This is a genomic window from Prauserella oleivorans, from assembly GCF_042685745.1.
In the GTDB taxonomy this organism is placed as follows: Bacteria; Actinomycetota; Actinomycetes; order Mycobacteriales; family Pseudonocardiaceae; genus Prauserella_A; species Prauserella_A oleivorans.
The window spans coordinates 132,450-154,202 of sequence record NZ_JBHUNT010000001.1; the positions used below are offsets into that span (position 1 = coordinate 132,450).

Below are 21,753 nucleotides of genomic sequence, written 5' to 3' on the forward strand. Positions count from 1 at the left end.
TGTCGGTTGAGCGGGTCCTGTGCACCACTGTTCAGACTCTGGGCGACGCGGACAACTTAACGACCCTCACCCGGGCGGCTTCCTGCCGGTCCCCGGCAAGATCAATTCGGGCACGAACAGCACGAAAGCGCCCATCCGAACAATCGGATGGGCGCTTTCGTACGTTGCGCGGCGCGTCAGCGCTTGCTGTACTGCGGAGCCTTGCGGGCCTTCTTGAGGCCGTACTTCTTGCGCTCGGTGGAGCGGGCGTCCCGGGTGAGGAAGCCGGCCTTCTTCAGCGCGGGACGGTCGTCGCTGTCGATCTCGGCGAGCGCACGCGCGATCGCGAGACGCAGCGCACCGGCCTGGCCGGAGATGCCGCCACCGTCGAGGTTCGCGAACACGTCGAACGACTCGGGCTTCTCGACGGTCACCAGCGGCTCGCGGATGAGCTGCTGGTGCACCTTGTTCGGGAAGTACTGCTCGAGCGACTTGCCGTTGAGCTTGAACTGGCCGGTGCCGGGCACGAGGCGTACCCGCACGACAGCCTCCTTGCGCCGGCCGACCGTTTGCGCGGTGCCACCGGCGGCGCGAGACGGCTTCGGCGCGGCCGGCGTCTCGCTCGTCACAGCCGCGTCGGTGGCGGCCTCGGTCTCGGTGCTGGTCACAGACTGTTCCTCACTCACTGGGTCACCTGAGCGATCTTGGTGATCTCGTGCGGCTGCGGCTTCTGCGCGGCGTGCGGGTGGTCGGGCCCGGCGTAGACCTTGAGCTTCTTGGCCTGGGCGCGGCCGAGCTTGTTCTTCGGCAGCATGCCCTTCACGACCTTCTCGACCACGCGCTCGGGACGGCTGTCCAGCAGCTCGCCGAAGGAGCGCTTGCGCAGACCGCCGGGGTAGCCACTGTGCCGGTAGGCGAACTTCTGCTCGCGCTTGTTACCGGTCAGCGCCACCTTGTCAGCGTTCACGACGATGACGAAGTCACCTGTGTCCACGTGCGGGGCGTAGGTCGGCTTGTGCTTGCCGCGCAGCAGCGTGGCAACCTCGGTCGCGAGCCGGCCGAGCACGACATCCTCGGCGTCGATCACGTGCCAGGCACGGGTGACATCGCCGGGCTTGGGGCTGTACGTGGGCAAGGGTCTACCTCGTCGTCAACATTGCTTGTGGGTACGTGCGGGCTGGGCGCATACGCTCCTGCGCACAACAGCTTATGAAGATACCCGGTCGCCTTACCAAGGGTGAAAGCGGGGGTCGGTCGCCCTCTCATATTAGTCTTTCGCGGGGCTCGCGCGCGACAAGACTCTCCGGAGGACCAGCACATGAATCATCGGCGAAGGCCGGGGCTACGCGGACTGCTCGCGCTCGGCGTGGTGCTGGTGCTGGTGGCGGGGTGCGCGGGCGGCCGCGAAGGCACGGCCCTGCCCGACGGCGACGAGGCCGCCCGGTACGTGAGCGAGAAGTTCTCCACGGCGCTCGAGCGGCTGACCAACGACATCTCCGACAACGAACCGCGGCACAGCACACTGCGCTCCTACACGCGGGTCGACGACAAGAAATCCGACAACACGATCACGTCGATCCAGGTGGGCAGCCCGCCCGCCCGGCTGTGGAAGAACCACTCGAACCGCGACTCCGGCGACTACCGCGACTACTACCACCCCGCGGGCAGCGACGTGGAGTACACCAGGCTCGGGCCGCGGTACGCGAGCCTCGCGCGCACCGAATGGGTGTCGATGCCCTACCAGCAGACCTCCTCCGACATCTGCTACTGGGGCGGCTACCTCACGGTGTGCCGGATGCTGCACACGGTCACCAGGTCGCTGGACGATCGCGACGCCGCCAAACAGGCGAGAAGCCTCAAGGACGGCAGCGTGGAACTGACCGCCGAGGTCACGCTGGACGAGTTCTTGAACCAGCGGGTCGTCATCCTGCCCGACTGGGTGCGCGCGAAGATCACGCCGGCGATGCTGGAGGGCATCATCGACACCACCATCCGGCTCGACCCGGACGGCAAGCTCACCGAGATCCGGATGAAGGGCCTGGTCAAGGCCGATGGGCACGAGTTCGAGGTGGACAACCACTACCGGCTCGAGGAGACGCCCACCGAGGACGACCTGCCGAAGGTCCCCGAGCCCCGGGACGTGACGGCGCTGACCACCGATGCGCAGATCGACGACTTCTACCGGCGCATGGGCGAGATCACGAGCGCCGAGAACTAGGCCGGCACCGACCCACGAACGCGAGGGGGACCGATGACCCAGCCGCCCACCTGGTGGCAACCACCCGGCCCGCAGGGCCATCCCCACACCGGGCCGCAACACGTCCAACAGCACGCCCAGCCGCAGCAGCCGAACTACGGCGGGAGCCTCTCGTCGCAGTACGGGGGCCTCGGCGCGTTCGAACAGAGCCCCCGGTCGAAGCCGGCCAGGTCGCGCAAGCCCCTCGTGATCGGCCTCGTGGTGGTCGTGCTGCTGGCCGGAGGCGGTGTGGCCGCGTGGCTGCTCGGCGCCTTCCGCGATGACGTGCTGGATCAGGAGTCCTTGCAGAACGGCGTCGCGACCGTGCTGCGCGACAGCTACGGCGAGCACGACGTCCGCGCCGTCAGCTGCCCGGCGGACCAGGAGATCCGCGCCGGCCACACCTTCGAGTGCACGGTCGACATCGGCGATCGCCGCGCGGGAGTGCCCATCCGGGTGCTCAACGACAAACCGGAGTACGAGGTGGGCGCTCCGCGCTGAGCACCTGCCCGAACGTGAAACGGGCCCGGCCGTGGTGGCCGGGCCCGTTTCACGGTGACGACTCGATCAGAACATCCCCTGGATGCTCTTGTCGGTCGACTGGTAGCCGTCGGCGATCTGCGGCAGCGCGGTCGCGATCTGGGCGAGCACCTGCTTCATCTCGTCGAGCGAGTTGTTCCACTGGTTCTGGACGTCCATCCAGGCGGCCATGGCGTCACCGCTCCAGCTGTCGGTCAGCGGGGCGAGGCGGGCCTTGAGGTCCTCGAACAGCGCGTCCAGCTCGGAACCGGTGCGGTTGCAGTCCTCCGCGGCGGTGTGGATCGTGGCGTAATCAACAACGATGCCCTCAGGCATTTTTCCCTCCAGAAAGTCGTGAGAAGTCTGTGGTCGTGGAGTGGTTCAGGACAGCGATCAGAGGCCGCTGAGCGTGTTGCCGATGCTGGAGATGGCGGAGTTCTGCTCCTCTTCCGCCTGCTGGTACTTGACACCGGACTGCTGGAGCAGCTCACCGATCTGAGCGAGCGCCTCGTTCAGCTTCCGGGTCTTCTCGTCGAAGGCCGCCATGACGTTGTTGAACGCCTTGGCCGCCTCGCCCTGCCAGCCGGCCTGCGTCGCCTCGATGTTGGAGCGCAGCGTGTTCAGGTTCTGGTCCATCGACGCCTTGATCTCGTCGACGTCCTGGTACGCCTGCTGGAACTGCTCCGGTGTCCCGGTGAAACCGCCTGCCATCGGAGATAACCCCCTTCGTCGTGGTTCGCCTGTACTCGTTCGTTCGTACTGGCTCTACGACGCAGACATTGCCATGCGCGGTTCCTCGTTGTCGCGGTATGCCACGAAGTAGTTGCTAGCGTGAACGCTCCACTTCGGAACCGCTGTGCGAGGTGAACGTTTTCGCACGTCAGCGAGTTGTTCGACGGGAAGGGAACGAACCGCTCACCGCGACTACACGGCAGGGTCAACGCGAGGACCGCGCGGTCAGTTGGTGAACTCGAGGGTCCGCACGATCTGCTCGCACGCCTCGCGGACCCGCTGCGGATCGCCCGCTTCCTGGCAGCCCACGCTCACCTGCGCGGTGCGATGCGCCAGCACGTACCAGTTGACCGTCGCGGCGGGCTTGGTCTCGACGTAGAAGATGGTGTCCCGGCCCGCGAACTCGTGGTGCTCACGGAAATCGCGGTACCGGCCGGGATATTTGCCCGCCTCGGTCCGCAGCGCGTCAGCCAGCCGGGAGCGGTCGGCTCCCCCGTCGTAGGACAGCGCGAACTCCTGCACCACCACGAGGTCGTCCTTGCCCTGGGCGTCACCGGGTTTCACGACCACCTGCCGGTCGGCGACGTTGTCGCCGGTCTGCGTCCAGTCCTCGGGTGCGACGAACTTGTAGGAGTACTGCGCGTAGGTGCGGCCCTCGGCCTGCGGCTGGGCCTCGTCGTCGCCGAGCGCGACCACGAGCGTGGCCACCGCGGCGGCCGCCAGCACCACGGCACCCGCGACCGTCCACAACAGCCGGTTCCGCTTGCGCGCGCCGCCCGGATTGCCCGGCGGCGGGGCCGGCGGCCGGGGTCGCGGCGCGGAGAGCACCGGCCTCGCCGGCGATCGCGGCGAGGCCACGGACCGCGGCGGCGCCACGCGCGGCGCGGCCTGCGCGGGCGGTCGCGCGTAGCCCGGCCGGGCGAGGAAGTCCGTGCGCTGCTCGCCGCGGCCGGCCCGCACGGCGGACCGGTCCGGGATCAGCTGCACGGCCCGCAGCGCACCGCGGGCGACGACGGTCTCTGGCTGATCGAGAGTGGTCGGGACCACGCCGGTGCGTTCGTGGACGAGCCGCGACACCATCGGGATCCGGCTCGAGCCGCCGACGAGAAAGATCGCCGTCAGCTGGCGCGGGCGCAAGCCCGCCGCATCGATCGTCGCGCTCGTGAGCTCCGCGGCGCGCCCGAGCGGTGTCGCGATGAGCCGTTCCAGCGCCTCGCGGGTCACGTGCGCGTCGGCGAACGGTGGCGGCATGGGCACGTCGGTGTAGGCGTGCCTGGACAGCGTCTCCTTGGCACCGCGGATGTCCTGGCGCAGCACCCGCCGCCGGCGGCGGTCCGCGAGCTCGCGGCCCCGCACGAGCTGTTCCCACGCCTCCGGGTCGGCCGACGACACCAGCGACCCGACGTGCTCGAGCAACGCCTGATCGATGTCCGCGCCGCCGAAACTCGGGTCACCGCGCGTGGCCAGCACCTCGTACGCGGTGCGCCGGTCACCGGGCGACGTCCTGCGCACCACGCTCACGTCGATGGTGCCGCCGCCGAGGTCGAGGACGGCCAGCGTGTCGCCCGGTTTGCCGCTGAACTCGACCGTGCGTTCGGAATTGACGTCACTGGCCGCGAACGTCGCCGCGTGGAACACCGCGGCCGCGACCGGTTCCGGCACGAGCGACACCTCGCGGCCGAGCCCGCTCGCGGCCTGGCGCAACAGCCGGGTCCGCACGGCGCCCCAGTCGGCGGGGTGGGTCAGCACGAGCAGGTCCACCTCGGCACCCGCGGCAAGCCTGCGCGCCTCGCCGACGGCCCGCGCGAGCACGGCTCGCACGACGTCGATCACCCGCAGCACCGAGTCACCGAGCAGCAGCTCACCCTCGTCGATACGGCGCTTCGGGTTCGGCTCGAACCGCGACGGGTCGACCGCCGCCTGCCGCTCGGCCTCCTGGCCCACGAACAGCGTGCCGTCCGGCGCGGCGTACACCGCGGACGGCATCAGCGGCTGGCCGTCGATCACGACGACCTGCGGTTCCCGACCGTTCACCGAGGCGACGACACAGGTGCTCGATGTCCCGAAGTCCACCGCCACCCGGAAGGTCACCAGCCGCTCCCAGAACTCGCCGACATGTCGTAGAGCACTCTTTCAGACGACGCCGGGTGACGCCGAGGCAGCCGCCCCGGCGTCACTCCGGGTTGATCCACGACACGTGCATGAGCTGCTTGCCGACCTTGCGGCTGACGAACACACCGCGTCCCGGCGGCATCGGGCTCGCCTTGACGTTGCCGAGGAGGTTGCCCTCGTCCTTGGACCCGTTCATCACGATGCCCGGCATCGCGAGTTCCTTGAGCTTGCCGATGATGGGGTCCATACCGGTGCGGGCGGCACCACCCGTACGGCGCGCGACCACCATGTGCAGACCCACGTCCTTGGCCTGCGCCAGGTACTCCGACAGCGGGCGGAGCGGGTTGTTCGTCGACGTGGCCACGAGGTCGTAGTCGTCCACGATGACGAACAGCTCCGGACCGTTCCACCACGAGCGGTCCTTGAGCTGCTGCGGCGTGACGTCCGGGCCGGGCAGGCGTTTCGCCATCGATGCCGCGACCTCCTTGACGATGCCGTCGAGCTGGTTCGCCGACACCGCGTAGGCCAGCAGCTGGTCGCCCTCGACGAAACCGAGCATCGTGCGCCGGTAGTCGACGAGGATGATGACGGCTTCCTTCTTGGTGTAGCGCTCGGTGATGCCCCGGACGATCTGCCGCAGCAGGTTCGTCTTGCCCGACTCGCCGTCGGCGTAGGCGAGGAAGTGCGGCTCGGCGTCGAAGTCGAGGTACACCGGCGCCAGTTCGTCCTCGTTGACACCGATCGGGATGAGCTTGGTGTTGCGCCGCTGGTCCTGCGCGAGCAGATCCTCGTAGTGGATGAGCTCGGGCAGCAACCGCACCTGGGGCGCCGGCCTGCCCTTCCACGCCGACCGGATCTTCGCGACCGCGTCGGCGACGCCGTTACCGACCGTCTGATCGTCACTGGAGCCGTCGATGCGCGGCAACCCGGCGAGGAAGTGCAGCTTGTCGCGGGTGAGGCCGCGGCCCGGGCGGCCCGCGGGCACGTTCACCGCGACGCGCCGGTCGATGTCGGACTCGCTCGGGTCACCGAGCCGGAGCTCGAATCGCGTACCGAGCATGTCCTTGATCGCGGGCCGGATGTCGGCCCACCGGTTGGACGCGATGATGACGTGCACGCCGTAGGTGAGGCCTTGCACGGCGAGCTTCGTGATCTGCGGTTCGAGCTCGTCGAAGTCGTCCCGCAGCGCGCGCCAGCCGTCGACGACGAGGAACGCGTCGCCGAACGGGTCCTGCTCGGCGGTGATCTCGCCGCGGCGCTTGCGGTTGCGGAAGTCGGTCATCGAGTCCACGCCCAGCGCGCCGAACCGCTCCTCCCGCTCGTTGGCCAGCGTGATCAGCTCGGCCACGATGCGGCGCGCCTTGTCCGGCTCCCGTCGGGCGACGGCGACACCGCCGACGTGCGGCAGGCCCTCGAGCCCGGCGAGCGTGCCACCACCGAGGTCGATGCAGTAGAACTGCGCTTCCTCGGGGGTGTGCGTGAGCGCCATCGACATGATGAGCGTGCGCAGCAGCGTCGACTTGCCCGACTGCGGGCCGCCGACCACCGCGCCGTGTCCGGCGGCACCGGAGAAGTCCGCCCACAGCGGGTCCCGCCGCTGCTCGTAGGGCCGGTCGACGATGCCCAGCGGCACCTGGAGCCTGCCGTTGCCGAAGAAGCCCACGGGCGACAGGCCACGGTCCTCGGTCGGGTTCAGATTGGGCAGCAGCGTGTCGAGGGAGTTCGGTTCCTTCAGCGGCGGCAGCCACACCTCGTGCGCGGGCGGGCCCTGCCCGACGAGGCGGGACACGATGACGTCGAGCTCGCTCGGCTCGACGGCCTCGTCCGACTGCTGCTGCTTGGGCTGTTCGACGACCTCGGGCTCGGGTTCCGGTTCCCGCGGCAGCTCCACGAAGTCCGGCACGAACAGCTGCGGCCGCTTGTCCGCCCGCACCACCTTCGCGCCGGGCGCGGCGGCCTTGATGCCCGCGGGCCGGTACGGACCGGAGACATACGCGGCCTTGAAGCGCACCAGGGTGGACGTGTCGTATTTGAGGTAACCGCCACCGGGCACCGACGGCAGCTCGAACGCGTCGGGCACGCCGATCGCCGCGCGCGATTCGGCGGCGGAGAAGGTCTTCAGACCGATCCGGTACGACAGGTGCGAGTCCAGGCCCCGAAGCTTGCCTTCCTCCAGTCGCTGGGACGCGAGCAGCATGTGCATCTGCAGCGACCGGCCGAGGCGTCCGATGGCGACGAACAGGTCGATGAAGTCCGGCTTGGCGCTCAGCAGCTCGGAGAACTCGTCGACCACGATGAACAACGCGGGCAGCGGGTCGAGGTCGGCGCCGTTCTCCCGCGCCTTCTCGTACTCCCACACGTTCTTGAAGTTGCCGCCGTTCTTGAGCGCCTCCTGCCGCCGGTTCATCTCGCCGGCCAGCGCGTCCTTCATGCGGTCGACGAGCGTGACCTCGTCGGCGAGGTTGGTGATGACCGCGGAGACGTGCGGCGCCTTGTCCAGACCGAGGAACGTGGCACCGCCCTTGAAGTCGACGAGGACGAAGTTGAGCGTCGTCGACGAGTGCGTGGCCAGCATGCCGAGCACGAGCGTGCGCAGGAACTCCGACTTACCGGAACCGGTCGCACCGATGCACAGGCCGTGCGGGCCCATGCCCTCCATCGCGGCTTCCTTGATGTCCAGCTCCACCGGCTGGCCGTACTCGCCGACCCCGAACGGGACGCGGTAGCGGTCGCGCACCGGCCTGGGCCGCCACGCCTGCTGGACGTCGAACGTCATCGGGTCGCCGGGGATGCCGAGCAGCTCCAGCAGCGACGGGTTGGACAGCAGCGGCTGTTCCTCGGCCTCGTCGGCGGCGGCGGAGCCCATGCGGTACGGCGAGATCTTGCGCGCGAGCGCCTCCACCTCCACGCGGCTGAGCGTGTCCGGACGTCCGAACCACTCCACGCCGCCCGCGCTGCGGGCACCGAGCCGTTCCTTCTCGACCACCAGCCGCAGACCACGGCGGGCGGCGAGGTTGCCGATCGAGTCGGACAGGTCGATGAGCGTGACCCCGACGAGGCCTTCCTCGAGCAGGATCTGCTCCTCACCCGTGACGTCGGCGTCGTCGAGCACGATCACGATGTGCGGCTGGTCCGGCGGGAGCTGGGCGTTGCGGGAGAACCGCTGCCGCTCGCGGAGCTCGTCGTCGAGCCACTGCTCGATCTGTGCGAGCGAGCCGCTCATCATCCGCATCTGGCCGATGCCGTCGGACAGGGTCGGGTGCTGCACGTGGGGCAGCCACTTCGCCCACTCCCACTCCTCCTTGGCCCGGCCGGTGGTCGCGACGGCGACGAGGACGTCGTCCGGGCTGTGGAACGTGACGAGCTGGGCCAGCAGCGCCCGGGTGAGCCCGCGGGTCAGCTCCTTGTCACCCTGCATACCGACGGCGGCGAACCCGCGCAGCGTGATCTGGGTGGGCAGGTCGGGCACGATCGAGTGCGCGCGCACGAACCGGCGCAGCGCGAGCGTCGCGATCGGCTCGAGCTCGTCGACGGGACCGGTCTGCGGCGGCACGAGCCGGGTGGCCAGGCGGTGGGAACTGCGGCCGACGCGCAGGTGCAGGAAGTCCTGGTCGTTCTGCCTGCGTTCCCACATCCGGCGCGTCGATGCCATGGACCACAGCGTCTGCGGGTCCGGGTGCACCCACTCGAGGGATGCGCGTTGGTCGATCATCGCCTCGCGGGCCCGGTCGCGCATCTGGCCGAGGTAGCGCAGGTAGTCCTTGCGGTCCTCGTTCATCTCGGCCTTCTTCTGCTGGCCGCTGCGCCCGCCGCCCGCGAACATGCCGACCATCGACATCATCATCATGAGCGGCATCATCAGGAAGAACGGGCTCGGTGTGCCGTCGGTCCCGAAGAACATGAAGGCGACCATGCCCAGCATCGCCACGACCATGACGACCGGCATCAGCTTCATGATGATGTTGCCGGGGATCGTCCTGGGCACCTCGGGCGGCGGTTCCAGATGGACCTCGCCGCCCGGCGGGCGGGGGGCAGCAAGCCTTGGCGAACGCTTGAACTGCAGCGTGCTCACCGAAAAGACCCCTCTACAAGTCGGCGATGACGACCGGCGACGCGCCTGGCCGAGCTCACACGGTAGCGAACAGCCACGTCCGGCGGGCCGAGACCGCCCAGACTCTGCGCATTCGGCCGAACCGGCCCCACGTGTGCTCCAGGTGCGCTAATACTAGGGCGGCACGACGACGCTGCAGGCCGATTCGGCGAACCGTAGCCGGACGGCTCCGGGGCAACCGGCAGGTATGGTCCCCGGCGCGGTATAAGTACCGGGCAGCGATATCTCCAGGCAGGGGGCTAAGAGGTGGCAACGGGCACGACCGTATTCAGCCGGGTCACGGTGGTCGCACCGCGAACGCGCATCGACGTCGCACTGCCGGCCGACGTGGCTGTCGCGGACCTCATGCCGATGCTGCTGGAGATGGCCAAGGAGGTCTCGCCGGACGGCGGTGCCCGGCACGGCGGGTGGGCATTGGCCAAGCTCGGTGACGCTCCGCTCGACCCCAGCCGCACCCTCGCGTCGCTCGGCGTCGTCGACGGCGAGCTGCTGCAGCTGCGCAAGCGCAACGAGAACCCGCCGCCGCCCCTGTACGACGACGTCGTCGACGCCATCGCCGAAGCCGAGCCTGACAGCTTCCGCCCCTGGACCAAGGAGACCGCCAGGCGGATCGGCCACATCGCGGGCGGCCTCGCCCTCTTCTTCGCCGCGGTGGCCGTGTTCTTCAGCGGTCCGGTCACCGGCGGCAATGGTCTCGCGGCCGCCATCACGGCCGGCGTCGCCGCCATCGCCTGCGTGGCGGTCGGCGCGACGCTGGCGACGGCGTACGAAGCCCAGTCGACCGGCGTGCTCATCGCCGCGGCCGGCGGGCTGCCGATGGCGTTCGTCAGCGGGTTCCACATCGTGCCCGACGGCTCGCCTCGGGCGAACCTGCTGCTGGCCAGCGCGCTCGTGGTGGTGGTCGCCGCCGCGTGCATCCTCATCATCGGCGCGGGCATCACGACGTTCATCGCCGCCGCGACGGCGGGCGTGTTCGGTGTGCTCGCGTTCCTGGTCGCCACCCTGATCGCCCACCCCGCCGCCGGTATCGCCGCGGGCACCGCCGCGGTCGCGCTCGCCGGTATCTCGATGCTGCCGAGGGCCACCATCTGGCTCGCCAAACTGCCGCTGCCGCACGTGCCGAGCACCGCCGAGGAGCTCAAGGAAGACACCGGCTACCCCGACTACTCCTCGATCGAGCAGCGAACCAGCGTCGCGCACAACTACATGACCGGCCTGCTCATCGGCTGCGGCTCGGTGACGGCCGTGGCCGCGATGATCACCGCGTCCGCGCCCGGTATCTGGGGCATCCTGACCGCCGTGGTCGCCACGGCCGTGCTGCTGCTGCGGGCGCGCACCTACGCCAACGGCAGCCAGGCCGTCGCCCTGCTCACCACCGGCATGGTGTCGGCGGCGGGCATCCTGATCGGCTGGCTGTGGACCGAGGAACCGCTCGACCGGCTGATCTGGGTGTTCGGCGCGCTCCTCCTGCTGGCGGCCGGCGCACTGGTGCTGGGCGTGGTGTTCCCGAACCAGCGGTTCTCGCCGCCGATGCGGCGCACCGTGGAGATCATCGAGGCGGTGTGCATCGCCGCGGTGCTGCCGCTGGCTCTGGCCGTGATGAACCTCTACTCCACGCTGCGCCACCTCGACATCGGATGAGGCGGACCGGCCGGTTCATGAACTCCAGGGGGTCACGCGTGCGTTCGGCAGGACCGGGGAAGCGTGCGTCGGCGTTGCTGCTCACGGCCGCCATCGGCCTGGCCGGGCCGTCCGTGGTCGCCGTGCCCGCAGCGGCGCAGGAGGACACCACGGGGTACGCCACGCCGCCGCCGGTGTCACCGGGCATGCTGCCGCCCGGCGGGACGAGCCCGGACAAGAACTACGTCCAAAAGGTCGGCTGCGTCGAGCGCGACCTGAACAACCAGGTGAAGCTGCAGAACGCACCGTGGGGCCAGCAGTTCCTGCGCCTCGACGAGGTGCACCGGCTGATGCGCTCGACCACCGGCGCGATCGGCAAGAAGCCGAACGGGCAGCCGGTGAAGGTCGCGGTGATCGACACCGGCGTCACCAACCACCCGTTCTTCGGTGGTCGCGTCCAGGGCCTCGCCGACTACGTCAAGACCACCGACAAGGGCCCCGGTCTCGAGGACTGCGACGGCCACGGCACCGAGGTCGCCGGCATCATCGCGGCGCAGACCCCGGAGGACCACGCGTTCAAGGGCGTGGCGCCGGACGTCCAGATCCTGTCCATCCGGCAGTCCAGCCAGAACTACGCCGAGGACGATTCGCCGCCCCCGGCCGCCCCGCCCACGCAACCGCCGGCCGGTGAAGGCCAGCCGCCCGGCGGCGAAGAAGGTGGTGAGGGCCGGCCACCCGCTGGTGAGCAGGGCGGTGAGGGCGGTACCGAAGGCGCCGCGGCCACCGGGCCCGCGCAGAACGGCGGTGCCCGCCTGCAAGAGGACGAGGGTTCGGCGGGCACCCTGACGACGCTCGCGCAAGCGATCGTCCACGCCACCGATTCCGGCGCCGACGTCATCAACGCCTCCATCAACAACTGCCGGTCCGCCACGGGTTCGATCACCGAGAGCGAGCAGCGGCTGCAGGCCGCCGTGCGGTACGCCGTGGACCGCGACGTCGTCGTGGTGACGGCGGCGGGCAACGTCAGCGACGCCTGCCAGCAGAACAACCAGCGCGATCCCAACCGGCCGAACTCCATCGTGACGCCACCGTGGTTCGCCGAGGACGTGCTGTCCGTGGCCGCCATCGACGAGACCGGCGGAGTGGCGCCGTTCAGCATGAACGGGCCGTGGGTCAGCGTCGCCGCACCGGGCACGAAGATCATCTCGCTCGACCCGGCTCCGGGCTCCAGCCAGCTCGCGAACCTCATGATCGAGAACGGCGAATCCAAGGAGATCGAGGGCACCAGCTTCGCGGCTCCCTACGTAGCCGGGCTCGCGGCGCTGGTGCGCGCGAAGTTCCCGGATCTCGACGCCCGGGAGGTGATGAACCGCATCACCAGCACCGCGCAGCACCCGGCCGCTCCGGGCGGTCGGGACAACTACGTGGGCTACGGCGTGATCGACCCGATGGCCGCGCTGACGGCGATGGTGCCCGAGGAGGAAGGCATCCAGCCCGCGCAGGCGGAGGTGCTCCCGTCCGACCTGCCGCCCGCCGACAACCGAAACTGGACGCCGATCATCGTGGCGCTCGCCGGCTCCGGTGGCGCGATCGTGGCACTGGTCATCGCGCTGTTCGTGGTCCACACCATCCGGCGCAACAAGCGCACCGGCAACCCGTCGAACCGAACCGCCTGACCGCTCCGGTCGCCGTGTCGGCGGCCCACGTCACCGTGTCTGCCGCCCAGGTAGCCGTGTCGGCCGCCCACGTCACCGTGTCTGCCGCCCGGGTAGCCGTGTCGGCCGTCCACGTCACCGTGTCTGCCATCCCCGTAGCCGGGACAGCGGGCCTTTAACCCCGGACGGTCCGCCCCACAGGACGCGGCCACCGCCCCGCGAGACCCGCACCACCGCCCACACAACCCCCACCCACAACGAAAACTGCGGGGCCACGGACCGAGTCCGTGACCCCGCAGCCGACGTTCGAACCTACTCGCCCGCGGTCGCCTGTGTTCCGTCGTCGGCGAACGAGCCGGAGTTCGGATCCACCTGGACGCTGTCGAACGTCCGCATGACGGCCTGCGTGTTGAGCGAAGCGCCCACCGGCAGCAGCTTGATGATCGACTCGGGCGCGGGCTGCAGGTCGCCCAACGCGAACCCGAGCCCTTCGGCGGTCGCGGCGGTCGGGATGCTGTAGCGGATGCCGCGGTCGGAGATCAGCTGGATGCTGCCCCGGCCGAAGGTCTCCTTCGTGGTGGCCGAGCGCACCACGGCGGCGTAACCGGGCCGCATGTAGAAGCTGTCGACCTTCCAGCCGTCCGGGCTCGGCGAGCCGATGTTCACCAGCTGCGGGTTGCCCTGGGCGTCCTTCGGGCCGGGCAGCTGCGACTCGACGTACACGGCGGTGTGGGCGTCCCGCTCGGCGCCCTCGCCCTTGACACTCCAGCCGAGGCAGCTCACCGGACGCACCTGCTGGTCCACCACCGTCGGCACCACCGACGGGTAGTGGCTGACCGGGATGGCGCCCTGCTCCCCCTCGGACAGCTGCGGCACGCTCTGCACCCGGTCGGGGGCCACGCTCGGCATCTCGCTGCCACCGACCGTGTCGTCGTACCGGATCATCTCCGCGACAGCCTCCGGAATTTCCTGGATGCCGTTTTCGAGCACGACGTAGTAGGTCCGGCCGTCGGTGCGCTCGGTGTAGAACACCTGCCCGATCGGCAGCGCCTCGATGTCGTAGGAGCTCGGGGTTTCGCCGCGGTTCTGGATGTCCGGGGTGCTCAGTTCGCCCACGGCCGGGATCGCATTGAGCAGACCCAGCGAGATCTTGCGGACCTGGTCCTGCTGCAGCCGCAGCGCCGTCCGCACTGCCGAGTCGTCCATGTCCACCTCGGCCCGCACGGCGTTGCCCTGTCCCGCCTGCGTGTTCTTCTGCCGGTAGACGAGGTAGGTCTTGCCGTCCTCCGCCTCGGCGAGCAGCGCCTCGTTCTGGCCCAGCTCGCGGCCCAGGTCGCCCATTCCCGCGAACACGGTGGTCTCGGTGGTCGACTTCTGCCGCGCGACCTCGTCGGTGAGCGTGTCGTCGAGCTTGACCGTGTCGCACACCGCCCAGTTCGCCGAGATCATCTGGTCCTTGCCCGGCAGCAGCGGCGGACCGTCCGGGATGCCTTGGAGCCGCCCACGCGGGATGTCCTTGAGCTGCTCGTCCGGAACGACCTGTGGTTCGGCCACCTGCACGCCGCCAGCGGCGGCCTGCGCGCCACCCTCGGCGGACTGCTGTTGTTGTGCCATCAGCATCAGGCGCGCCGACGCGAGGTTGAAGGTGGGGATGAGTTTCTTCGGGTTGCCGGTGATGACGTAGATCGAGCCGGACTGCTCACCGATGACGATGCCCTGGTCCGGCGCTTTCGGAGCCGGTTTGAGGACACCGAAGATGATGAAGCCGAGCATGGCCAGCGCGCTCAGCACCGCACCGACGATGGTCGCCCGCGAATGCGTGCGCATCGGGTCGTGCAGCATCACCGCGTCCTTGCGCACCAGCGCGGACTGCATACGCCGCAGGACGAACTGATACGCCTGGACCTGTGACTTGGTTGTCGGTGTTGACGGCATTCTCGACCTACAGCTCTCCCAGTCGCGGTACGGTTCCGCAGGATAGCCGTGCGGGGACCGTCTGATGTTGGTTTCTACCAACACCGGATAGTGTTCGACTCCCCGGGAGGGCGATCAGCGCAGGCAGCACGAAAACGAGGGGAAGAGAACGAGCGGATGTCCGTCACCACTCCTCCACGTCCGACGGGCCCGCCTGGGTCCCAGCCCCCTGCAGGGGGGCCGCCGGGGCCGCCTCAGCGTCCGCGGGGGCCGGGTGGTCCGGGTGGACCGGGGAACCCGCGTGGCCCTAACGGACCTGGTGGACCGCCCGGCCCGCCGCCCGGTCAGCCGCGTCCCGGTGGCGCCACTCCTCCGCCGTCGCCGGCACGCGTGGCACCGCCCGCGCGGAGGCGCACACTCGGCGCGAGCCTCGGCCCACTGCCGGTGGTCAACCTCGTCGTCATCGAGGTCGGACTGGCGATCGGGCTGATCCTGCTCGCGATCAACGACTCGCTGCTGTGGGTCGGCGTCGGCGTGGTCGCCGTGGCGCTGGTGCTGGCGTTCCTCCGTTGGAGCGGCCAGTGGTTCACCCAATGGGCTGGACTGACGGCGCGCTACACGTTGCGGTCGCATTCGCGGGTCGCGACCCCGCCCGCTCCGACGAGTATCGAGTCCATCGCCGAGGACGACGGTTCCGTCATCGGACCGGACGACGCGCGGGTGACCCTGCTGCGGCTCGCGCTGCCGGATCTCGTCGTCGCGCACGGCAAGGACCACGAACACCAGGACGTCGGGCTTGCCTGGCACGACGGCACGTGGACCGCGGTGCTGCTCGTCGAGCCGGCTCCCGCGCTCATCACGCAGGCGGGCGGCGCACCGAGCCTGCCGCTGTCGGCGTTGGCGCCGTGCCTGGAGGACCGCGGTGTCGTGCTCGACTCCATCCAGATGACGTGGCACTGCTACCCCGGTAGTGCCGCGCTGCCCACCGACTCGCCCGCGCTGAGCTCCTACATGGAGGTACTGGGCCCGCTGCCGGCCGCGGCGCGGCGCACGACATGGGTGTCGATCCGGCTGGACCCGAAGCGCTGCCCGACGGCGATCCGGGAGCGCGGTGGCGGCGTCGTCGGTGCCCACCGGGCCCTGATGGGTGCGCTGTCGCGCGTGCGCAATGCGCTCGAGTCGCGCGGTGTGCCGACTCGCCCGCTCGACCCGGACGAGTTGCTGCGGGCGGGCATCTCCGCCGCGGAGCTCACCGGTGTCGCCGGCTCCGGCAACAAGGTGGCGCTGACCGAACGCTGGACGGGTGTCACCGCCGCGGGCATCGGGCACGCCAGCTACGCCATCACCGGCTGGCCGAAGGGCAAGATCACGTCGAGCCTGAACGCGCTGACCAGCGTGCGCGCGCTGTCGGCCACGGTGGCCATGGCGATCTCGCCTGCCGAGGAGGAGGGCAAGGTGGCCCTGCGCGGTGTCGTCCGCGTCAGTGCCCGCAACCCCCGCGAGCTCGACGCCGCCGACCAGCGGCTCAACAGCATCTCCGAGCGGGTCGGCGTCGCGTTGACGCCGTTGCGCGGGAAGCAGGCGGAGGGATTCGCCTCGACCCTCCCGCTGGGAGGCACCGCATGAGCGGGACGACCAGGGTTCGAGCGGAGCGGGAAGGAACCGAGCCATGAGCGCACGCGTGCACGACGCCACGAAGTCGGCCGGGGTCGCTCCGGAGTTCATTGTGGACCCCGCTCTGCTGGACGCCGTCAGCCCATCGGGCGACCGGGGCGGGATCGTGCTGGGATCCGGTCTGCAGGGCGAGCCGCTGACCGTTTCCGCGCTCCGCGCGGCGCCGACCAGGATCGTGCTGGTCGGTGGTCTGTACCTCGCGCGGCAGGTGGCGCTGCGCGCGATGGCCGTCGGCGCGTGGGTCGTGGTGGCGACCGGTCGTCCCACGGCCTGGCACGTGATCTCGAAGGCCGCGGGCACCCAGCCGAACGGGCAGCCGTCGCCGCTGGTGCAGATCCGCAGGCTGTCTCCCGTCGAGCTGCCCAGGCCCTCGGAGGACGCGCCGTTGCTCGTCGTCCACGACGGCGGTCCGACCCCGCAGGACCTGTTCCCGCCGCGCTCACCGTGGCAGACGACGGTGTACGTGCTGCCGTACCTGCACCCGCAGGCGGGCGCGATGGCCAACGCGGCGGACCTGGTGCTCATGCAGCGGTTGCCCGTCGGCCAGGCCGAGCTCGCGGCGCGGATCTGGCGGCTGCCTCCGCAGATGATGCGGCAGCTCACGACGTTGAAGGACGACCAGGTCGTCGCGCTCGGCCGGAACCTGTGGCGGCCGCTGCGGCTGGTCACCACCCCGAAGGAACAGCAGATTCTCGGCCCGGTTCGCCGCGGCGACTGACGATCCGCGACCTGGCGTTCAGCCCGCTTCACCCCGCGTGGAGCGGGCTGAACGCTGTCAGGCGCCGTTGTCGAACAACGCCGAACGCACGTTGCGGGTCTGCTCCGCGCGCGCCGCGAGCTCCTCGTCCGGCGGGTAGTCGATGCGGACCAGCGTCAGCCCGTGCGCGGGCGCAACGGCGCTCTCCCGAACACGGCTGTCCAGCACCCGATGCGGCCATGCCACGTCCCGCCTGCCGTCCCCCACGAGCAGCAGGGCGCCGACGAGGCTGCGCACCATCGAGTGGCAGAACGCGTCGGCCGACACCTCGGCGTGCACCTCGTACTCGCCCACGCGGCGCCAGCCGAGCCGCTGCAGCTCACGGATCGTCGTGGCGCCTTCCCGCTGCTTGCAGTAAGCGGCGAAGTCATGGAGGCCCAGCAGCGCCTGCGAAGCCTCGTTGAGCACGTCGACGTCCAGCGGACGTCCCCAGGCCAGAGTGTCCCGGCGGCGCAGCGGAGCGACACCCCACGGCGCGTCCGACACCTGGTAGCGGTAGTGCCGCCGGGTGGCCGAGAAGCGGGCGTCGAACCCGTCCGGCGCGACCCGGGCGTCCAGCACGCGCACGTCCGGCGGCAGGATGCGGTTCCAGCGGTGACGCATCCGCGCGAGATCGGGCAGGCCGTCGGCGTCGATGGCGATCCGGCCCGCGGCCGTGGCATCGGCGTAGGGGCGGACGTCGACGTGCACCACCTGGCGTTCGGCATGCACGCCGGCATCGGTGCGCCCGGCGACGACCACCGATCGAGCCACCGCTGCCCCGGGCGGCTGCTTGCCGAGAGCGTCCTCGAGCACACCCTGCACGGTGCGCCGATCCGGCTGCCGGGCCCAGCCCGAGAAGTCGGTGCCGTCGTAGGCGACGTCGAGGCGCAGACGAACGAGCCCGCCTTCCCCGGTGGGGACGACGGGCTCGTTCGTCAGGTGCTCGTCCGTCAGGACTCGTCCTTCTTGTCCGGCTTCTCGGCGGGCTCCTCCGAGGAGTCGGCGCCCTCGGCCGGGTCGGCCGTGGCCTCGGCGGTGGCCGACTCGGGCGCCTCGGCGTCCTGGTCGTCGGCCTTCGCGTCGGACTGCTGGGCCTCCTCGGTGGCCGGAGCCTCCTCGGTGGCCTGCTCGTCCTTGGCGAACTTCGTGTTGCGCGCGGCCTCGGCCTCGGCCGTCACCGTCTTCTCCGCCACCAGTTCGAGGACCGCCATCGGAGCGTTGTCGCCCTTGCGCGGCAGCGTCTTGGTGATGCGAACGTAGCCGCCGTTGCGGTCTACGAAGAACGGACCGATCTCGGCCATCAGCTTGTGCACGACGTCCTTGTCGCGGATGATCCGCATGATCTGACGCCGGTTGTGCAGGTCGCCGCGCTTGGCCTTGCTGATCAGCTTCTCGGCGAGCGGCCGAACACGCTTGGCCTTGGCCTCGGTGGTGGTGATCCTGCCGTGCTCGAACAGCGACGTGGCCAGGTTCGCCAGCATCAGCCGTTCGTGCGACGGCGAGCCACCGAGACGGGGTCCCTTGGTGGGGGTGGGCATCGGTTCTCCTCGTTCAGCTTCTCAGCCGTAAGACCGGCGGTCCGCAACGTCCAGTATCACTGTCCATTGCGGACCACCGTGGTCCGGTCTTACAGCTGCTCCGTCTCTGCGTAGTCCTGGCCATCGTCGTGGCCACTGTCGGAAAGGCCGCCGGCGACGTCGCCACCCCAGCTCTCACCCTCGTAGCTGGACGCAGCGGCCGTCGGGTCGAACCCGGGCGGGCTGTCCTTGAGCGTGAGGCCGAGACCGACGAGCTTCATCTTGACCTCGTCGATCGACTTCGCGCCGAAGTTGCGGATGTCGAGCAGGTCGGCCTCGCTGCGCGAGACCAGCTCGCCGACCGTGTGGATTCCCTCGCGCTTGAGGCAGTTGTAGGACCGCACCGTGAGGTCCAGGTCCTCGATCGGCATCGCGTAGGCGGCGATGGTGTCCGCCTCCTGCGGCGACGGGCCGATCTCGATGCCCTCGGCGTCGACGTTGAGCTCCCGGGCCAGCCCGAACAGCTCGACGAGCGTCTTACCGGCCGACGCGACGGCGTCCCGCGGCGTGATCGACGGCTTGGTCTCCACGTCCAGGATCAGCTTGTCGAAGTCGGTCCGCTGCTCGACACGGGTGGCCTCGACCTTGTAGGTCACCTTCAGCACCGGCGAGTAGATCGAGTCGACCGGGATACGGCCGATCTCGGCACCCGCCTGCTTGTTCTGCAGCGCCGGCACGTAACCGCGGCCGCGCTCGACGACGAGCTCGATCTCGAGCTTGCCCTTGCCGTTCAGCGACGCGATGTGCAGGTCCGGGTTGTGCACCGTGACGCCAGCGGGCGGCACGATGTCGGCCGCGGTGACCTCACCAGGGCCCTGCTTGCGCAGGTACATGGTGACCGGCTCGTCCTCCTCCGAGGACACCACGAGCTCCTTGAGGTTCAGGATGATCTCGGTGACATCCTCCTTCACCCCGGGAACGGTGGTGAACTCGTGCAGGACGCCGTCGATGCGGATGCTCGTGACAGCAGCACCCGGGATCGACGACAGCAGCGTACGCCGCAGCGAGTTGCCGAGCGTGTAGCCGAAGCCCGGCTCGAGCGGCTCGATGGTGAACCGGGAGCGGGTCTCGTTGACCGTCTCTTCGCCGAGAGTCGGCCGCTGGGAAATCAGCACTTTCCTTCTTCCTTTCCTGCCGGCGCCCGCCATATGACGCCGAAAGGTGTGGCGTAGCGACGGCGCGCAGGTCGCGCCGCCGCCGGATCACGTCCAGGCCGAAGCCAGGGCGGGATCACTTCGAGTAGTACTCGACAATCAGCTGTTCCTGGACAGGAACCTCGATCTGCGCGCGCTCGGGCAGCTGGTGCACGAGAATGCGCAGGTTCGACGGAACGACCTGCAGCCAGGCCGGAACCGGACGCTCGCCCAACGCCTCCTTGGCGGCCACGAACGGCAGCATCTGCAGCGACTTCGGCCGCACGTCGATGATGTCGAACTTGGACACCCGGAAGCTCGGGATGTTCACCTTCTGGCCGTTGACCACGAAGTGGCCGTGGCTGACCAGCTGGCGAGCCTGCCGCCGCGTACGGGCCAGACCGGCGCGGTACACGACGTTGTCGAGCCGCGACTCGAGAATCTGCAGCAGGTTCTCGCCCGTCTTGCCGGGACGCCGGGCCGCCTCCTCGTAGTAGCGCTTGAACTGGCGCTCCAGGATGCCGTACGTGTGGCGAGCCTTCTGCTTCTCCTGCAGCTGAAGCAGGTACTCGCTCTCCTTGATCCGGCCGCGGCCGTGCTGGCCGGGCGGGTAGGGGCGACGCTCGAAAGCCTGGTCGCCGCCGATCAGGTCAACCTTCAGGCGACGCGAGATGCGCGTCGCGGGGCCGGTGTAACGAGCCATGAGTTCTTACTCCTCCCCGTTCCTCAGACCCGGCGCCGCTTGGGCGGGCGGCAGCCGTTGTGAGGCTGCGGGGTCACGTCCTGGATGGTGCCGACCTCGAGGCCGGCGGCCTGCAGCGAACGGATCGCGGTCTCCCGGCCGGAGCCCGGACCCTTCACGAACACGTCGACCTTCTTCATGCCGTGCTCGGCGGCCTTGCGGGCGGCGTTCTCGGCAGCCATCTGCGCGGCGAACGGGGTCGACTTGCGCGAGCCCTTGAAGCCGACGTGACCGGAGGACGCCCACGAGATCACCGCACCGTTGGGGTCGGTGATCGAAATGATCGTGTTGTTGAACGTGCTCTTGATGTGGGCGTGCCCGTGAGCGACGTTTTTCTTTTCCTTGCGCCTGACCTTCTTGGCGCCAGTACGAGCCTTGGGTGGCATGTCTGGGTGATCTCCTCGTTAACGCGAGTTCTTCTGGTGGGCTGCCGCGGCCTCGAACTGCCCGCGCCGGATGAGCGTCCCGGCGTCGGTGTAGAGCTGGCGCAGCGCCATCGGACGGGCATAGAGAGCCTTGGGCGAGGCGGCGGTGTTGCGCCGCGACACGCTCGCGCGCAGAACCCGCTTGCCTCGTACGCTCACTTCTTGCCCGCCTTCTTCTTGCCGGCGACCGTCTTCTTCGGGCCCTTGCGGGTACGGGCGTTGGTCTTGGTGCGCTGCCCGCGGACGGGCAGACCACGACGCCACCGCAGACCCTCGTAACACCCGATCTCGATCTTGCGACGGATGTCGGCGTTCACCTCGCGGCGGAGGTCACCCTCGACCTTGAAATGCTCTTCGATGTAGTCCCGCAGCTTCACCAGGTCGTCGTCGCTGAGGTCCTTCACGCGGGTGTCCGCGTTCAGCTCCGTGGCGGCGATGAGCTCCTTGGAGCGGGTACGGCCGATGCCGTAGATGTAGGTCAGCGCGATCTCCAACCGCTTCTCGCGGGGAAGATCGACGCCAGCGAGTCGTGCCATTGGCGTGTGTGCTCCTCTTGTTCTCGGTCTCCAGGTCTGCTCCCCGTCC

20 protein-coding genes are annotated in these 21,753 nt (G+C 69.6%); 6 read left to right on the forward strand and 14 right to left on the reverse strand.

Going from position 1 to position 21,753, the window contains the following annotated elements:
* Positions 1–176: 176 nt before the first annotated feature.
* Positions 177–647, reverse strand: a complete 471-nt coding sequence (rpsI, locus tag ACFSZT_RS00580; RefSeq protein ID WP_377387074.1) for a 30S ribosomal protein S9 — start codon at positions 645–647, stop codon at positions 177–179.
* A 14-nt stretch (positions 648–661) separates the two neighbouring features.
* Positions 662–1,114: a 50S ribosomal protein L13 gene (gene rplM, locus ACFSZT_RS00585; protein ID WP_377387077.1), complete on the reverse strand. Its 453-nt coding sequence runs from the start codon at positions 1,112–1,114 to the stop codon at positions 662–664.
* Positions 1,115–1,297: 183 nt separating this feature from the next.
* On the opposite strand from rplM, the gene ACFSZT_RS00590 reads away from it, so the two are divergent.
* Positions 1,298–2,197, forward strand: coding sequence for a hypothetical protein (locus tag ACFSZT_RS00590; protein WP_377387080.1), 900 nt, complete (start codon positions 1,298–1,300; stop codon positions 2,195–2,197).
* A gap of 33 nt (positions 2,198–2,230) precedes the next feature.
* A complete protein-coding gene (locus tag ACFSZT_RS00595; protein ID WP_377387083.1) occupies positions 2,231–2,716 on the forward strand; it encodes a DUF4333 domain-containing protein in 486 nt (161 codons plus the stop codon).
* A 66-nt stretch (positions 2,717–2,782) separates the two neighbouring features.
* Here ACFSZT_RS00595 and ACFSZT_RS00600 read toward each other — a convergent pair whose 3' ends face one another.
* From ACFSZT_RS00600 to eccCa, 4 genes are all read right to left on the reverse strand, one after another.
* Entirely contained in the window at positions 2,783–3,070 is a 288-nt protein-coding gene (locus ACFSZT_RS00600) for a WXG100 family type VII secretion target (RefSeq protein WP_377387086.1), read from the reverse strand.
* A gap of 57 nt (positions 3,071–3,127) precedes the next feature.
* Entirely contained in the window at positions 3,128–3,445 is a 318-nt protein-coding gene (locus ACFSZT_RS00605) for a WXG100 family type VII secretion target (RefSeq protein WP_377387089.1), read from the reverse strand.
* Positions 3,446–3,691: 246 nt separating this feature from the next.
* On the reverse strand, positions 3,692–5,557 hold the full coding sequence (locus ACFSZT_RS00610) for a type VII secretion-associated protein (protein WP_377387092.1): 1,866 nt from the start codon (positions 5,555–5,557) through the stop codon (positions 3,692–3,694).
* A gap of 82 nt (positions 5,558–5,639) precedes the next feature.
* Positions 5,640–9,650, reverse strand: coding sequence for a type VII secretion protein EccCa (gene eccCa / locus ACFSZT_RS00615; protein WP_377387095.1), 4,011 nt, complete (start codon positions 9,648–9,650; stop codon positions 5,640–5,642).
* A 285-nt stretch (positions 9,651–9,935) separates the two neighbouring features.
* On the opposite strand from eccCa, the gene eccD reads away from it, so the two are divergent.
* A complete protein-coding gene (eccD, locus tag ACFSZT_RS00620; RefSeq protein ID WP_377387098.1) occupies positions 9,936–11,330 on the forward strand; it encodes a type VII secretion integral membrane protein EccD in 1,395 nt (464 codons plus the stop codon).
* Between the two features lie 38 nt (positions 11,331–11,368).
* Complete coding sequence (locus ACFSZT_RS00625) at positions 11,369–12,985, forward strand: type VII secretion-associated serine protease mycosin (RefSeq protein WP_377387101.1); 1,617 nt, start codon at positions 11,369–11,371, stop codon at positions 12,983–12,985.
* 291 nt (positions 12,986–13,276) lie between these two features.
* Here the strand turns inward: ACFSZT_RS00625 and eccB are convergent, their stop codons facing one another.
* The gene (eccB, locus tag ACFSZT_RS00630) at positions 13,277–14,899 is read right to left on the reverse strand and encodes a type VII secretion protein EccB (RefSeq protein ID WP_377387104.1); all 1,623 of its coding nucleotides are present in this window, start codon (positions 14,897–14,899) and stop codon (positions 13,277–13,279) included.
* A gap of 423 nt (positions 14,900–15,322) precedes the next feature.
* Between eccB and eccE the strand changes: the two genes are divergently transcribed.
* Together eccE and ACFSZT_RS00640 are read left to right on the forward strand one after the other, a co-directional pair.
* Positions 15,323–16,504 (forward strand): type VII secretion protein EccE, encoded by a 1,182-nt coding sequence (gene eccE / locus ACFSZT_RS00635; RefSeq protein ID WP_449301424.1) that lies wholly within the window; start codon positions 15,323–15,325, stop codon positions 16,502–16,504.
* 43 nt (positions 16,505–16,547) lie between these two features.
* Entirely contained in the window at positions 16,548–17,270 is a 723-nt protein-coding gene (locus ACFSZT_RS00640) for a hypothetical protein (RefSeq protein ID WP_377387110.1), read from the forward strand.
* 57 nt (positions 17,271–17,327) lie between these two features.
* Here ACFSZT_RS00640 and truA read toward each other — a convergent pair whose 3' ends face one another.
* From truA to rpsM, 7 genes are all read right to left on the reverse strand, one after another.
* Positions 17,328–18,230 carry a tRNA pseudouridine(38-40) synthase TruA gene (gene truA / locus ACFSZT_RS00645; protein WP_377387813.1) on the reverse strand — a complete coding sequence of 301 codons (903 nt, stop codon included), beginning with the start codon at positions 18,228–18,230 and terminating at the stop codon, positions 17,328–17,330.
* Positions 18,231–18,241: 11 nt separating this feature from the next.
* The gene (gene rplQ / locus ACFSZT_RS00650) at positions 18,242–18,829 is read right to left on the reverse strand and encodes a 50S ribosomal protein L17 (protein WP_377387113.1); all 588 of its coding nucleotides are present in this window, start codon (positions 18,827–18,829) and stop codon (positions 18,242–18,244) included.
* 89 nt (positions 18,830–18,918) lie between these two features.
* The gene (locus ACFSZT_RS00655) at positions 18,919–19,983 is read right to left on the reverse strand and encodes a DNA-directed RNA polymerase subunit alpha (protein ID WP_377387116.1); all 1,065 of its coding nucleotides are present in this window, start codon (positions 19,981–19,983) and stop codon (positions 18,919–18,921) included.
* Between the two features lie 115 nt (positions 19,984–20,098).
* Complete coding sequence (gene rpsD, locus ACFSZT_RS00660) at positions 20,099–20,704, reverse strand: 30S ribosomal protein S4 (RefSeq protein ID WP_377387119.1); 606 nt, start codon at positions 20,702–20,704, stop codon at positions 20,099–20,101.
* Between the two features lie 23 nt (positions 20,705–20,727).
* Positions 20,728–21,129 (reverse strand): 30S ribosomal protein S11, encoded by a 402-nt coding sequence (rpsK, locus tag ACFSZT_RS00665; RefSeq protein ID WP_110334840.1) that lies wholly within the window; start codon positions 21,127–21,129, stop codon positions 20,728–20,730.
* An 18-nt stretch (positions 21,130–21,147) separates the two neighbouring features.
* Positions 21,148–21,327 (reverse strand): hypothetical protein, encoded by a 180-nt coding sequence (locus ACFSZT_RS00670; RefSeq protein ID WP_377387123.1) that lies wholly within the window; start codon positions 21,325–21,327, stop codon positions 21,148–21,150.
* Positions 21,324–21,704, reverse strand: coding sequence for a 30S ribosomal protein S13 (gene rpsM, locus ACFSZT_RS00675; protein ID WP_377387126.1), 381 nt, complete (start codon positions 21,702–21,704; stop codon positions 21,324–21,326). The genes ACFSZT_RS00670 and rpsM overlap by 4 nt, the downstream gene beginning before the upstream one ends.
* Positions 21,705–21,753 lie beyond the last annotated feature (49 nt).